General features: G+C 68.8%; 7 protein-coding genes. 5 read left to right on the top strand and 2 right to left on the bottom strand.

The genetic code is table 11. From position 1 onward, the window contains the following. Window positions 1-89 precede the first annotated feature (89 nt). The 5 genes from SCAB_RS43680 to SCAB_RS07585 are packed head-to-tail and all read left to right on the top strand — an operon-like array spanning window position 90 to window position 9,661. Window positions 90-3,137, top strand: coding sequence for a sigma-70 family RNA polymerase sigma factor (locus SCAB_RS43680; RefSeq protein ID WP_049875666.1), 3,048 nt, complete (start codon window positions 90-92; stop codon window positions 3,135-3,137). A 47-nt stretch (window positions 3,138-3,184) separates the two neighbouring features. Further along, the gene (locus tag SCAB_RS07600) at window positions 3,185-6,310 is read left to right on the top strand and encodes a helicase-related protein (RefSeq protein ID WP_012999471.1); all 3,126 of its coding nucleotides are present in this window, start codon (window positions 3,185-3,187) and stop codon (window positions 6,308-6,310) included. Then, a complete protein-coding gene (gene drmB, locus SCAB_RS07595; RefSeq protein ID WP_041668950.1) occupies window positions 6,307-8,154 on the top strand; it encodes a DUF1998 domain-containing protein in 1,848 nt (615 codons plus the stop codon). Before SCAB_RS07600 ends, drmB begins: the two co-directional genes overlap by 4 nt. After that, window positions 8,151-9,236: a DEAD/DEAH box helicase gene (locus SCAB_RS07590; RefSeq protein ID WP_012999469.1), complete on the top strand. Its 1,086-nt coding sequence runs from the start codon at window positions 8,151-8,153 to the stop codon at window positions 9,234-9,236. Before drmB ends, SCAB_RS07590 begins: the two co-directional genes overlap by 4 nt. 29 nt (window positions 9,237-9,265) lie before the next feature. After that, a complete protein-coding gene (locus SCAB_RS07585) occupies window positions 9,266-9,661 on the top strand; it encodes a hypothetical protein (protein ID WP_037722722.1) in 396 nt (131 codons plus the stop codon). A gap of 21 nt (window positions 9,662-9,682) precedes the next feature. Here SCAB_RS07585 and SCAB_RS07580 read toward each other — a convergent pair whose 3' ends face one another. Beyond that, complete coding sequence (locus SCAB_RS07580) at window positions 9,683-12,886, bottom strand: type ISP restriction/modification enzyme (protein WP_012999468.1); 3,204 nt, start codon at window positions 12,884-12,886, stop codon at window positions 9,683-9,685. Between the two features lie 342 nt (window positions 12,887-13,228). Further along, window positions 13,229-14,239: a Gfo/Idh/MocA family protein gene (locus SCAB_RS07575; RefSeq protein WP_012999467.1), complete on the bottom strand. Its 1,011-nt coding sequence runs from the start codon at window positions 14,237-14,239 to the stop codon at window positions 13,229-13,231. Between the last annotated feature and the right edge of the window lie 40 nt (window positions 14,240-14,279).

The following is a 14,279-nucleotide window of genomic DNA, read 5'->3' as shown; positions in this document are numbered from 1 at the left end:
CAACGTGCTGCCTCTAGTCTCGTCCGTGGAATCGGTTGGGGGTAGCCGCGATGAGACACCAATCCGTCGCCGGTGCGGAAGCGCCGGGGTTGAAGGCCGCGCTGGGGGTCCTGCTCTCGCGGCTCCGGAGTGCCGCGGTGGACGGCGCGGTGCCGGAATCCGCCTTTGTGGAGCAGGTGCAGGCCTTGGGGCTCGGCGGTGCCGAGCGGGAACGGCTGCGGGACGAACTGGCCCGATTGGGGCTGCCCGTCCGGGAAGCGCAGGTACACAGTGACGCGGACACTCCTGATATGGAAAAGGTTGCACCGTTCCGTGGAGAAAATGTGTTCGCCGGGGCTGATGTGGTGCAAACGCTCCTCCTGCGCTATGCGGACGCCGACGGGTTCGTGACCTCCCGCGTCGTGCACGGCGTGGCGCGACTGGCCGGTCTCGGTGAGCGGGACACGGCGGTGTTGCGCGACGGGGCAAGGGTTCGGGACGTCGAGGCCGTGCCCGACGCATCCGCTGCATCGGGGGAGCCGGGGGCGGGCGGTGGGGATGATCCGGCGTCTGACGGGGAGCCGGAACACGCGGCCGTCGGCGGTGACAGCGATGCGGCCGTGGCCGCTGCGATGGCCGTGCTGCGGGAAGACCGCTTTCGCCGGCACCTGGGCAACAGCCTCCTGACGGCCGAGGCGGAGGTCGGTCTCGCCGTTCTGCTGCGGGGCGGTACGGACAGTGTCGGCCAGGAGCCCGAAGACGAGGAGCTGAGCGGGCTGCCGTCCGATGACATCAGAGTCCGGGCACGGGACTGTCTCGTCCTGCACAACCAGCGCCTGGTCCACTCGCTGATCCGCTCGTGTCTGGATCAGGGGCTGGAGTACGAGGACCTGGTCCAGCACGGAGTGCTGGGGTTGATGCGAGCGGCCCGCAAGTTCGACCCGGCGAAGGGCTACAAGTTCTCGACCTACGCGACCTGGTGGGTCCGGCAGTCGGTGTCCCGTGCCATCGCGGACGAGGGAGCCCTCATCCGGGTCCCCGTGCACATGCACGAGCAGATGCGCAAAGTGGCGGCAGCGGAACGGGCTCTGGCAGCGCAGGGGAGGCCCGCGGGGAACGTCGATGTCGCGGTCCAGTGCGACATGACCCTGGACAGGGTGGAGGAGATCCGGAAGCTGACCCGCCGCACCGACTCGCTCGACCGGATCATCGGTGACGGAGCCACGCTGGGCGACTTCGTCGGGAAGCGGCAGGCTCTGCCGTCCGTGGAGAACGACGTGCTGCATGTGCTCCTGATGGAGGACGTCATGGGCGTGGTCGGCACCTTCTCCGAACGCAGCGCCCGCATCCTCGTCCGGCGCCTGGGCCTCGACGGCGAGGAGCCTTCGACGCTCGACGAACTGGGGCGGGAGTTCGGGGTGACCCGTGAGCGCATCCGGCAACTGGAGGGCAAGGCGCGCTCGGAGTTCAGATGCAGGCTGCGGGCAGCCGGGTTGCTCAGTGGCCACGGGCCCCAGGACGAGGAAGAAGACGCCGGGAAGCAGATCCCGCCGAGGCGCGCCCGTGCCAGGGCAAGCGCAACGGTCGCGCCGGTCGGTGGGATGGACGCCGGCCGGGTCGTGCTTGAGGAGCCTCTGCCCGAGGTGGTGCCGAAGCCGAAGCCGGAGCCGCCCACGGAGCCGGCAAGGCCGGAACCGGCAGAGGAGTCGTCGACGCGGACCGATGAGGAGGCGGCCCCGGCGAAGGAGCCCGGGCAGTACACGGGGGAGAACGCGTTCGACGGTGCCCCCGACGAGCCACCTCCCGCCCCGACCGCCCTCGGTGGACAACAGGTGCAGCACACGGCGGACTGGGGGAAGGCCCAGCGCATGTCGGCGGAGTTCGCCGGAGGAATCGCTGAGGGGCGGCCGGGAAGACCCGACGCGGCCGACGAGGAGCCGAAGTCGTCCCCCGCCGAGGACGAGCGATACGTGGCATCGGTCCACGGACCACCCGAGCAGATGCACAGCTCTGGCCGTGACGACGGCGAACAGTGGGCTACGCCCCCTGGCCAGGACGCTGAGCATCATCGAACTCCCTCCGTCGCGGTTGCCGCACAACCGGCGTTTCCCACGGGGGAGAGCGCAGCCGAGTGGCAACCCGGCCCGCCCCGCGGCGAGCCTGACCAGCACCAGGGGTCGGTCCGGGTGGGCGTCGAGTCGGATCAGAGCCCCGCCCAGGCGAGGGAACTGCTGCTCGGTCCCGTTCGTGAGGAGACGCAGCAGCAGTCCACAGCTGGGGCTGAGGACCTCGGGCGGCAGCTCGCGCGGGTTCGGGCGGAGGCGCAAGCGGAGGCCGACGCAAGGCTCGCCCGGCACACGGCCATGGCCGAGGCGCGATTCGATCGGCTCCGCGCCGAATCCGAACGGTTCCTCGAAGCGGAGCGCCGCGAACACGAGGCTCGGCTGGCGCGCGTACATCGTGAACACGAGGTGCAGCTCGCCGCGGAACGGCAGGCCGCCGACGCCCGGGTCGCAGCCGCCGAGGCGGACACCGAGCGGCAGCTCGAAACTCTGGAAGAAGCACTCCTGTATCGCGTGGACATCGCGCTGAGCCGTCAGGAGCGGTATCTGAAGGGACAGGCAGAGGAGAGACTCGCCCGTCTGAGAGAGGGACACCGCGAGGCGCAGCGCATCATCGCCGAGCGTGCGGACCGTGCCCTGGAAGCGGCTCGGTCCGCAGCCCAGGGCTCGCCCCGCGACGAGCAGCAACTGACCATGGCTCGTCTGCGCGCCACCCAGGCGGAACAACGAGCGGTCGAGGCCGAGCGGCGGGCCGTGACAGCCGTCCAGCGTGCTTCACGAGCGGAGCAACAGGTGTTCGAGGGCGACCAGCGGCTACGACGGCAGCGCGAGGAAGCCGACGCGCACATCGAGAACATCGAAGAGAGGCTGGGGCGAGTCGAGGCCCAGTTGATCGAGCGGGACCACGCCATCGTCGCCGGCCGGCAGCAGGCACAGGCCCAGGTGGAGGAAGCCGAACAGCGGGCCGCTCAGCACACTGCCCAGACCGAACACGATGCCTGGGCTCGCATCAGCGAGCTCCAGGAAGAGCTCGCCGCCGTGCGCGGAGACGACGACGGGCGCACATCGTTCAGGGGCATCTGGCACCGGTCCTGACCCACGCCCACAGCCCCCGCGCCCGACGCAACTTCCCGAGGAAGACCATGGATCCCAGACACGAACTCGTCGCCTATCTCCACCGCCAACTCGTAGGCCCGGCCGGGGGAGAGCACGAGATGCTCGAGGCCCCGCCCGACCGGCAGTACCTGATGGGCACCCTGTATCCCCAAGAGGCCGACCTGCAGCGCCAACTGCACCTCGCCGCGGAGGACCCGGAAGGGGCAGGTACGGAACGCGCGGCCGAGGACACGGCCCCGGCGAGTGACCCGATCCCGGAGTCCAACGCATGGCTTCCCTCCTCCCTCGGCTTCAGCTTCTACACCGACGCCACCACTGTCGAAGTCCGCTGTGCGGGCGCCCGCTATGTGACCCACTCCGCCACCGGTGATCGCGGCAGGCGCTGGGAACGCGTGGTGTTGCCGACCGAGGACCACACTCTCGGCCCCGACCGAGACCACATCGACGTCCTCGACGGGAGGGCCGAACTGCGCTTCCGACGACGTCACTTCGGCGTCGGTCAGCTGGTCACCGTCGCTCTCGTCAACGCCGCCCGTCATGAACCGAATCTCGGGAAGACCGCCCAATGGGACCGCATGCTCTTCCAAGTACGCCTGGAGGCACGGCCCTTGGACGGCGAGGTCCTTCAGTACCCGAGTGTCCGTCTGGCCAGTCGTGACCCGGAGGAGCAGGAACTGCGCCTGCAGTACCGGCACGTCAGGACCCATGCTGTCGGCCATGGTTGCGCTGTCGAGGAGCGGTACGACGGCTCGGGGAGCCAGGTGACCGGGCTCAAGGCTGCGGTCATGCCTGAGGCCGAGGTCAGTGGAGTCCGTGCGGCGGGGCTGAGCGGATCTCCGGTACTCAACCTCCGGTACCTCGCCGACCCCGAAGTGTCTCTCGAACAACTACGAGAAGACCTCGGCGAGTTCGCGGCAGACTACCGAGCCTGGTACGTGGGGCAGCTGACTGCGGACATCCCCGCCTGGGGCCGCGACGCCGCCGACCGGGTCCTCGGCCGGATCGGTGCCGCCGTGGCCCGGATCGAATCGGGTGTACGCACCCTGTGCGACCCGAGCCGCCCCGAACTGCTGCACGCCTTTCGGACCGCGAACCGTGCCATGGCCCTGCAGATGCGCCACTCGGCACGCGACCAGGCCGGAGAGCGCCGGTCCCGCCGGGACGCCGTACTCCTCGACCCCGAACCGGATCCGCAGGCCACCTGGCGCCCCTTCCAGCTGGCGTTCTTCCTCCTCGCCCTGGACGGCGTGGCCGACCCACGGCACCCGGACCGGTCCACCACGGACCTGATCTGGTTCCCGACCGGCGGCGGCAAGACGGAGGCGTACCTGCTGCTCGCCGCCTTCGCCATGGTGCTCCGGCGGGGCGATCCCGTCGGCCGGGGCACCGCGGTCCTGAGCCGCTACACCCTCAGCCTCCTCACCACCCAGCAGTTCCAGCGCGCGGCCACCACCGTCTGTGCCCTGGAGACCTTTCGTCGCGACGCCCCGGACACCTATGGCGAGGAGCCCTTCTCGATCGGCCTGTGGGTGGGCGAGGCCACCTCACCGAACACGTACGAAAAGGCCCGGGCGGCCTTCGACGACGTCCGCGCCGCCACCCGGCCCGACGACGTGTTCATCCTCGACCGCTGCCCCTGGTGCGGGACCCGCATCCTGCCCGCCCACAAGTCGCCCGACATCGGGGACTACGGCGTGCGAGCCTCGGCGGACTCGTTCGCCTTCTTCTGCCCGCGTGACGAGTGTGCCTTCCACGACGAACTTCCCGTCGCCGTCGTCGACGAGCACCTCTACGACCGGCCGCCGACTTTCGTGCTCGGCACCGTCGACAAGTTCGCCCGGCTGGCGTGGGAACCGCGCGCGGGACGCCTGTTCGGCGCGGGCTCCCCGAACCTTCCGCCGTCACTCGTCATCCAGGACGAGCTGCATCTGCTCACCGGTCCCCTCGGTACCACCGTAGGCCTGTACGAATCGGCGGTGCTGGGGCTGTGCATCACACCCGACGGCATCGGGCCGAAGGTCGTGGCGTCGACCGCCACCATCCGCCGCTCCGGCGAGCAGATCCAGGCCCTTTACGGCGGCGCCGCCCAGCTCTTCCCGCCGGCCGGGCTCGACGCCCGGCACTCGTACTTCGCCGAACCCGACACCTCCCGCCCTGGGCGGCGCTACCTCGGCGTCATGGCCCAGGGCCACACGGCCGGTCGCGCCGCCGTGGCCACGGCAGCCACCATGCTGCAGGGCGCCTGGGAGTTGCCCGAGGAGCACCGGGACGCGTACTGGACCCTCGTCGCCTACCACCACAGCCTGCGCGAACTCGGCCGTACTGTCACCGCTGCCGCCGATGACATCCCCGCCCAGATCGCGGGACTCGACTCCGGTGCGGGGACACGCCGGTTGCTGGACCACCAGGTGCAGGAACTGACCAGCAACCTGCCGCGCGCGGAGCAGCCCGTCCTGCTCGACCGGCTGGAGAAGCCCTGGAACGACCCGCAGTCGGTTTCCTTCCTTCCCTGCACCAACATGCTGTCCGTCGGCGTCGACGTGAAGCGCCTCGCGCTGATGCTGATGCTCGGGCAACCCAAGACGACCTCCGAGTACATCCAGGCCACGAGCCGTGTCGGTCGGCACGCGGTGGCGGGTCTCGTCGTGACGTTCTTCAACGCCACCCGCCCGCGGGACCGTTCGCACTACGAGACCTTCGATGTCTATCACCGCTCCCTGTACCGGCACGTCGAGCCGACCAGCGTCACCCCCTGGTCGGTGCCGTCACGTCGTCGCGCCCTCCATGCCGCGCTCGTCATCCTCGTACGGCACCGGCTGGGGATGGCCGCCGAGAACCAGGCGGATCAGGTGATCGACCGGCTGCCCGAAGTGGAGACGGTGGTCGCGGAACTGGCGGCGCGTGCCGACGCGCGCGAGCCGGGAGTGGGCGACGACGTCAGGAAGGAACTTTCCTCGCTCCTCGCCGACTGGGAGGACGCCGCCCGCCAGGCCCGCAAGGAGGGCCGCGAGCTGTATTACCGCAGCCAGGGCAAGGGACAGTCCAACCTGATCAAGAGCTTCGAACAGAACTACGGCCTGTGGGAGACACCGAACTCCATGCGCAACGTGGACCGGGATTGCCAGGTGACGGTGAAAGGAGCCGACCTGTGAGCCGAACACTTCGGGTACGTCAGTCCCAGACGGTGGTGCCCTTCGGCGTCGGAGCCGTCTTCGACATCCAGGGCGAGTCGTTCGTCGCCACGGGAATCGGTGACTGGCCGACCCGTGGCAGACAGAAGGTCGACTCACCGAGGCTTGCCTCCAGGCTGGGCGTGACCGGGTTCTACGCTGCCCCCGCGACGGCCAACGACCGGTTCGACATCCCGGACACGCCCGGCGCGCCATACATCCGCTTTCCGTCCTGGCTGTTCTGCGGAGCCTGCCGGCGGATGAAGCGCTGGCGCATCGCAGACGAGAAACACGGACAGGCACCGCGCTGCCCGTCCTGCTCACCGGCCCGGACGCTCGCCCCCATGCGGTTCGTGCAGATCTGTTCGGGCGGGCACCTCAGCGACATCGACTGGTGGTTCTGGGCCCACTCTCGGCGCGAGGCCGCCGAGCGGCGGCAGTGCGGAGAGCGGGACAGGCTCCGCTTTCTGGTATCCGAACGTGCTTCGGGGCTTGAGGCACTCTCCGTGGCGTGCGCCGCGAAGGGGTGCGGTGCGGCGCGCGATCTGCTCGACATCCTCGGTACCCACGGGATGCGCTGCTCGGGTCGGAACCCCTGGCAGCGGGCGAGCGAGGGCGTCGAGTGCGTGCGACCGGTGCAGATCGTGCAGCGCACGGCCGGCAATCTCTACTACCCGGTCGTGCATTCGGCGCTCGACATCCCCGAGACGGAGCTACCGGCCCACACGGACGACGCCCTCGCCCAGCGGGTGCGGGAACACGACCTGTGGGTCTCCCTGTGCCGTACGGCCGGAACCCCGCGTGCCAAGGCACTGCGCACCATGATCCAGGACGACACCGGCGCCGGTGACGACCTCTTGGACATCCTCGTCGCCGAGGAGACGGGCGGGGCTTCAGAGGCTGTTCCCGCTGCTTCGGACGCTCCGGCCCGGCCCGACCTGAGCCGTGAGGAATGGGCCGCATTCACGGCTCCCGCGCCGCCGGTCACACGCGACTTCGCGCTGCGAGAGACGACGCTCGGTCTGGCCGGCGAGACGGCGGAGCCCTGGTCCGGTCTGCAACGACGCTTCGACCGGATCGTCCTCGCCGACCGCCTGCGCGAGGTTCGCGCCCTCTCCGGCTTCACCCGGGTCTCCCCGGACGCCTCCGTCGTACCCGCCGACAGCGCGCGGCGCCTGAAGTGGTTGCCTGCCGTGGAGGTCTACGGCGAGGGCGTCTTCCTCACCCTCGACCGGGACGAACTCGCCTCCTGGGAAAGCGGTACGAGGGTGCGACGGCAGGTGGCCGGTATGCGGGCCGACCTTGACCGCTCGTTCCAGAAGGACCGTCTTGAAGCTGTGACCGGGCCGGAACTCTCTCCGAGGTTCGTGCTGTTGCACACCCTTGCACACCTGCTGATCCGTCAGCTCTCCTTCGAGTCCGGCTACACGACGGCGAGTCTGCGGGAACGGATCTACGCCCGCCCCGAGCAGGACCAGTACGGCATCCTCGTGTACACGGCAGCCGGGGACGCCGAAGGCACCCTCGGCGGGCTCGTGCGCCAGGGCGAGCCCCCGCGCCTGGCCGAGACACTGCTGCGGATGACGGAGGCCGCCGCCTGGTGCTCGGCCGACCCACTGTGTGCCGAACACACAGGTCAGGGATTCGGCAACCTCAACCGGGCGGCCTGCCACGCCTGTGCACTTCTGCCCGAGACCAGCTGCGAGACCGGCAACACCCTCCTCGACCGTGCCCTCGTCGTCGGCGGCGAGCATGTGCCGGGCTATCTGGAGTCCATCGTCGCCGCTGCCCGCTCCGCGGCCGCCGACGCATTGGAGGAGACGTGACACTCACCTACCGCGACCTCACCGCGGAGCAGCGTTCCTGCCTCGACGGACTGCCCTTCGACGGAAATCACCTGATCAGTGGGCCGCCCGGCAGTGGGAAGAGCTTCCTGGCGATCCAGCGAGCCGTCATGCTCGCCCTCACCGGTACTCCGACCACGTTGCTGACGTACTCGAATCTCCTGCGCCAGTCACTGGCCGGTGCCGTACACAGGTTGGGCCCGACGGACCGCAGCGTGCGGGTGACTACCGCGCACGCATGGCTCGGCGAGTGGTACGGCGGCACACCCCCGAGGGGCGAGGACGGATGGTTCGACTGGCCGGCCATCTATGAACGTGCCGCGGAGCGCGGGCCCGTCCCCGGACTCACCCTGGTTGTGGACGAGGGCCAGGACCTGCCGCCCGAGTTCTACCGCCTGTGCCGACTCCTGGGAGCACGGCTGACCGTGTTCGCGGACGAGTGTCAACGGCTCGCCGACACGAACTCCACACTCGCCGAGATCGCCGAACGCCTCGGCGCGTGCAACCGCCACAGGATCGAGGGCAACCATCGCAACACCTACCAGATCGCGTCGTTCGCGGCCCACTTCCACACAGGAGCCGGTTCGCCTCCGCTGCCGGACCGGCAGGGACCCCCGGTGCGACTCCATCACCTGCCCGAACGAGGCGCCGCCGACCTACTGATTCTGCTGGCCCAAAGACGCCCGGGACGCAGCATCGGTGTCATCGCCCATTCGAAGCACACTCAGTTCTCGTTGCTCGGCACGCTGCAGCACCGAGCACCGCGGCTCAAACCACAGCTGTACACCTCCGACGCCAGGGGCGGGCGCTATCGCACGCTCGACCTCGGTCGCCCCGGCATCGTGCTGGTCCATCGCAGGAGCGCCAAGGGGCTCGGATTCGATACGGTGGTCGTCCCCGACGCTCACGCGGACGCCGCGGTCGATCCCACCTCGGCCGCTCTGCGCATGACCTACTACGTCCTTGCCACGCGTGCACAAGGCGAACTCCACTTCGCGTACGAGGGCGAGACGGAGCCGCCGCTGCTCGCGCAAGTAGGGGCTGGCGTGCTGCTGCGCGGTTGACCTGGGGCCAGTGTGCTAGGCATGTCGGCATGCCACTGCAGTACGTAGTTCTCACCGGTTCCCAGTACCGGCTGCTGGCCGAGGTGACTCTCCATCCCCTCCAGGACCCTGCTAGAGGGGATGCTGCCGAGCAGGAGGTACTCGCCCGAGGCTTGGATCCGCAGACGGTGCTGACAGACCTTCCGGAGCTGGTCTTTCTGGGGCTCGTGAAGCGAGAAAGAGGCAAGGTGACGGTCACTGTGCTCGGGGAGGCCGTCCACTACCGGTCGTTGTACGAAGCAGCAGATGAACGGCTGTCCGCTGTGGTGCGGCTCGCCTATGAGATCGCCGAATCCCACCCTCGAATCGCTCATGCCGTGAGAAGGGTGGCGTCACAGGACGGCTCCCTGGAGGAGGCGCTGTCGAGGCTGCGACGAGCAGACTGACGTGGAGACTTGGAACCGGGCTCAAGTCGCGATCTCTCCGGCGGAGAACAACCCGTCCGCTGCCGGATGCCGGGCTTTGCGCGCGGCGGTCGTGATGGGCAGGACTCCGGCCTCCATCAGGTCGGTCTCCGCTATCAGACGGCCGTCGAGGATCTCGCCGAGCAGAACCTCCTGGGCGGCGGCCACATCGACGAGGCGACGCAGGACGGAGAGCAGTTCCATCAGTTCGGTCGTCCACTCGTGCGGCCAGGATTCCACGTGGATGTCGTCCAGAGGGCTGGTCTTCTTGCTGGTGGGGGACGCCTTTCGATAGCCGAACCATTTGTTGACCACACCCATGCCGCCGACGTCGTACCTCCACACCGCCTCGGGGACAGGAGCGAAGACCCCCTCACCGACGTACAGGGTCTGGGTGGCGGGGTCATGGCGGATGCGGTCCGGCATCGTGCCACCGACGTGGGTCAGGTACCGCACCCGCCGTTCGTCGGCACGTGCGAACAGCACGTTCTTGGCCGGGCGCCCGGCAGCCGCGTCCACGTATCGCTCGCCGTACGTCGACGCCCAGAGGACTTCCCGGCCCAGAGCCACACCTGTGTCCCAGAACTCGCGCTCGCGGGTCAAGGGAAGACGCACCCCAGGAGTGAGTAGTTCCTCCGTGAACCGCTCGGTGAACGCCCCGTGACCGGCCACGGCCATCACGTACGCGGCCAGGTCGTGAACGGTGATCCGCTCCGCCCCGAGCAGACCGGCGAGAGAGGACAGGAGACCGGAGGCGGTGTTGGGGGAGCCGTCCGGATGCAGCAGGGGCATGATCCGGCCGCCGCGTCCGTTGAAGTGGTGGGTATCGGGGAGCAGATGGGTTGCCACCACGGCGGCACCGGAGTCTATGGCGTGGGACGCTTGCTGGTTGAGGAAGATCTGGAGGGGCTGCAGGGAAGCCCAGAGGTCGGGTCTCGGATAGTCCAGCACGCGGTTGTCGGCGATGAGATGCTGCCGGTCGAAGCTGCGCAGGGCGACGCGGACGAGGTGCGGGGTAGTGGTGACCTCCTGCTCGATGGGCGAGGTGGCCCGAGACTGTCCCGTAAGTTGCCGCGTCCTGCTGGCCAGGGTTCTGTCCCGAGTCTCCTTGAAGAGCCCGGCCTTCGCCATGGGATCGGTCTCCCGGACCATGCGGGCCCACCGACGGCGCAAGGTCTCGGCCGAGGGTGCGCTGACCCAGGAACGGTTGGCCTTCGAGCCCGGACTGCCCCAAGGGAAAAGGTCGTTGAGCGCAGGGAATTCGTCCCACCCCGACCGGGTCGCCGGTGTGAAAGGACTTACACCCTCGTCGTGCGCGTCCCGCCACCCCTCGTCGTCGAGGTGGATCTCCTTGAGCTGACGGAACTTGTCCGCTCGCTTTCCCGACACGGCTCGGTAGTGGACGCGGGCACGATGGGTCGGCCCCCGCTGTGTGTCCGCCCTGCGTACGAAGATGTGGATGGCAAGGGGCTGGGCGACTCCGGGGAAGACCCGGTTGGGGACCGGGGAGCGCTGGCCCTCGGGCGTGAGGTCGATGATCCATCCCTCGTCGCACGTGCGACGGAGGTAGTCGCGCATGCCCCGGCCGCCGGGACCCGTGGCCCAGCCGGACGGGGTGATGAGGCAGACCACCCCGTGCCGGTCGTCGGGATGGGCGTCGAAGACTTTCCAGGTGGCCCAGCGCCAGAAGTACACATGCATGTTCTTGAGCACATGCTCGTACCGGCCGTTGCCCTGGTGACGGAACGCGTCGAGCAAGGGCGGCTCCTGCCCCTGGGCACGCTTCTCCACCCAGCCGCCGCGGCCCTCCGCCTTGTCGTCGTAGGGAGGGTTCATGACCACGGCCGTGACGGGGATGTTCCTCTTGACGCGGTTCGCCCGCCTGCGGAAGGCGGACAGCGCGCCATAAGTGGAGGCGAGGTACTCGTCCTCGACGAACGGGTTGTCCAGGGTGTCCGTGACGAAGAAGTTGAGACCGTCACCGGGCAGCGCGGCATGGTAGCGCTTCAGCAGGTCGGAAGCGCGGAGTTCGGCGACGGCAAAAGGGCCCATCTGCAACTCGAAGCCGAACAGGCGTGTTGCCAGACGGGAAATGGCGTCCCGGGCCATGGCGGGTCCGTGATCCGCGACGGCCTGCTCCGCCACCCGCTCGATGATGGTGTGGAGGAACGTTCCGGTTCCCATGGCAGGGTCGATGATCTTCACCTCCTCGCTGCCGAAGCCGGCCTCCTGGTCCAGCCGTACTCTCAGGACGTCCTCGGTGAGGCGGACCATTTCCTCCACGATCTCGTGGGGCGTGTAGTACGAGCCGCTCTGCTGCCGCAGGGCCGGGTCGTAGACCGTGAGGAAGTGCTCGTACAGATGGAGATAGGCATCGCGGTTGCCGGAACGTATGGTCGGCCAGTCCACCCTTGCGATGGTGCGGGTCAGCAGGTCGAGAGTGACGGTGAAGCGCTCATTGACATTGTCCGTGAGCAGTTGGAGCGCTTTTCCTATGAGCGCGTGACCCGCGTCGAGGCGGCGGCCGATCTCATGGAACGAGTTCGGAGCGAGCGGAATGCCCTCGGCGCGGGCCAGAAGGAGCGCGAAGGTCACGGTCTGGGAGTAGCCGTCGGCGAACGTGGCGTCGTCGGCCGACGGGAAGAGCAGCCGACGCCAGTCGTTCTTCAAGCCGGTGAAGGGACGGGCTCGTGTGTCTTCCTCGGCCGCGGACGACCGTGCTTCGAAGGCCAGTTGTTCCATGACGGCGGAGCGCAGTAATCGACACAGTGGCGCTACATGCTGGACGAGTCTGGGGACTTGTGTGATGTGCGCGGGAGTCCAGCGCAGGAACTGTTTCAGCAGAGCGTCGAAGGCGGCAGCTTCGACCGGCTCCAGTTTCTGTCCGGCGGTCTTGAGGGCCCCTCGGAAGAAAACCGTCTCGCCCACTTGCTCGCCGTGGCGGAAGATCCGCCACTCGGTCCCGTTGGAGTAGAGGAGGTTCGGCAGGTCCCGGAGCTTCTCCCACTGTTCGCGGTTGGCCTTGCCGAACGTCTCGGGATCCACCGACAGGCCGGGCTTCTTCAACTCGATGTACCCGGTGATCTCGCCGTTCGCGCGTATGGCGTAGTCGGGCCGAACACCGAGGTCGGGGAGATGGAACTCGTCGTGCCATGTGACTTCACGGTGCTGATGGTGATCGCCGACAGCCCGCAGAAGAGCTTCCAACGGGCCGCGAATGGACGATTCCTGGCCGCCCCCGCCCGACAGTTTTCTACGACACTGACGGCCGAACTCCGACACGGCAATCCGTAACCAGCGGTACTCGTCCTCAGGCATTCCCCGCCCCCGGAATGAGAAGTGGCCCCGGCCGCTTTCTCTCCGGGGCATGCCATGGGAAAGACGGTGCGTCACATGCTGTTGTGTCTCAAGGATGGTGGCGGCACGTGAGGGCATTTGTCCATCCCACGTCGTTACGAAATCGGCGGAGTGCTCCCACGCGCCCCCGTCCGGCGTGTGCACAGGGCGCGGACGGGGGCTGCTTCAGGGCGGAGTGGGAGTGGGCGGAGCCTACAGAACCGCCTCGCGTACCTCCTCCAGCCGCACCGGGCGCCGCTCGGCCACCGACAGGGTCGCCGCCTCGGCGATCCAGCTGGCCTCCAGGGCGTCCGCGACCGTGCAGGGCGAGGTGCGGGTGCCGGCGACGACCTCGGTGAACGCGGTGAGTTCGGCGCGGTAGGCACCGGCGAAGCGGTCCATGAAGAAGGTGTGCGGGACGCCGGAGGGGAAGGTCACCCCGGGCTCGGCGGAGCGCAGCGGAAGCTGGGGGTCGAGGCCGGCGGCGATGCTGTCCTGCATGCCGTGGACCTCCAGACGGACGTCGTAACCCCGCGCGTTGTGACGGGTGTTGGAGATGACGCCGATGGTGCCGTCGTCGAAGGTCAGGAGCGCGGACGCCGTGTCGACGTCACCCGCCTCCTTGATGTACTCCGCGCCCTTGTTGGCGCCCGTCGCGTACACCTCGACGACCTCACGGCCCGTCACCCAGCGCACCACGTCGAAGTCGTGCACCGCGCAGTCGCGGAAGATGCCGCCCGACACCGCGACATAGGCCGCCGGCGGCGGGGCGGGGTCGAGGGTGGTCGACCGTACGGTGTGCAGCGCGCCCAGCTCCCCGCTGAGGACGGCCTCGCGGGCGGCCACACAGCCCGCGTCGAAGCGGCGGTTGAAGCCGATCTGCGCCTCGATGCCGCTCTCGCGCACCGCGCGCAGCACGGTCAGGCTCTCCTCGACCGTCTTCGCCACCGGCTTCTCGCAGAACACCGGGACGCCCGCCTCGACGGCGGCCAGGATCAGCCCCGGGTGCGCGTCGGTGGCGGCGGTGATCACGACACCGTCGATCCCCGAGGCGAACACCGCCTCGGGCGAATCGACCACGGTGGCGCCGAACTTCTCGCCTGCCGCCAGCGCCGCGGCGGCCACCGGGTCGGAGACCACCAGCTCCTCCACGACGTCCAGTCCGGCGAGAGTCCCGGCGTGGAAGGCGCCGATGCGGCCCAGCCCCAGGATGCCAATGCGCATGACGAGTGTCCCTTTCGAAAGTGCAGATGAAGCAGGGGGG

It is taken from the genome of Streptomyces scabiei 87.22, from assembly GCF_000091305.1.
Taxonomy (GTDB): Bacteria; Actinomycetota; Actinomycetes; order Streptomycetales; family Streptomycetaceae; genus Streptomyces; species Streptomyces scabiei.
This window is presented reverse-complemented; position numbering and strand designations above follow the sequence as displayed.

Coding starts and splice junctions, on each gene's coding strand:
- SCAB_RS07575 (WP_012999467.1), bottom strand. CDS start 14,239: ATGCGCATTGGCATCCTGGGGCTGGGCCGCATCGGCGCCTTCCACGCC.
- SCAB_RS07585 (WP_037722722.1), top strand. CDS start 9,266: ATGCCACTGCAGTACGTAGTTCTCACCGGTTCCCAGTACCGGCTGCTG.
- SCAB_RS07600 (WP_012999471.1), top strand. CDS start 3,185: ATGGATCCCAGACACGAACTCGTCGCCTATCTCCACCGCCAACTCGTA.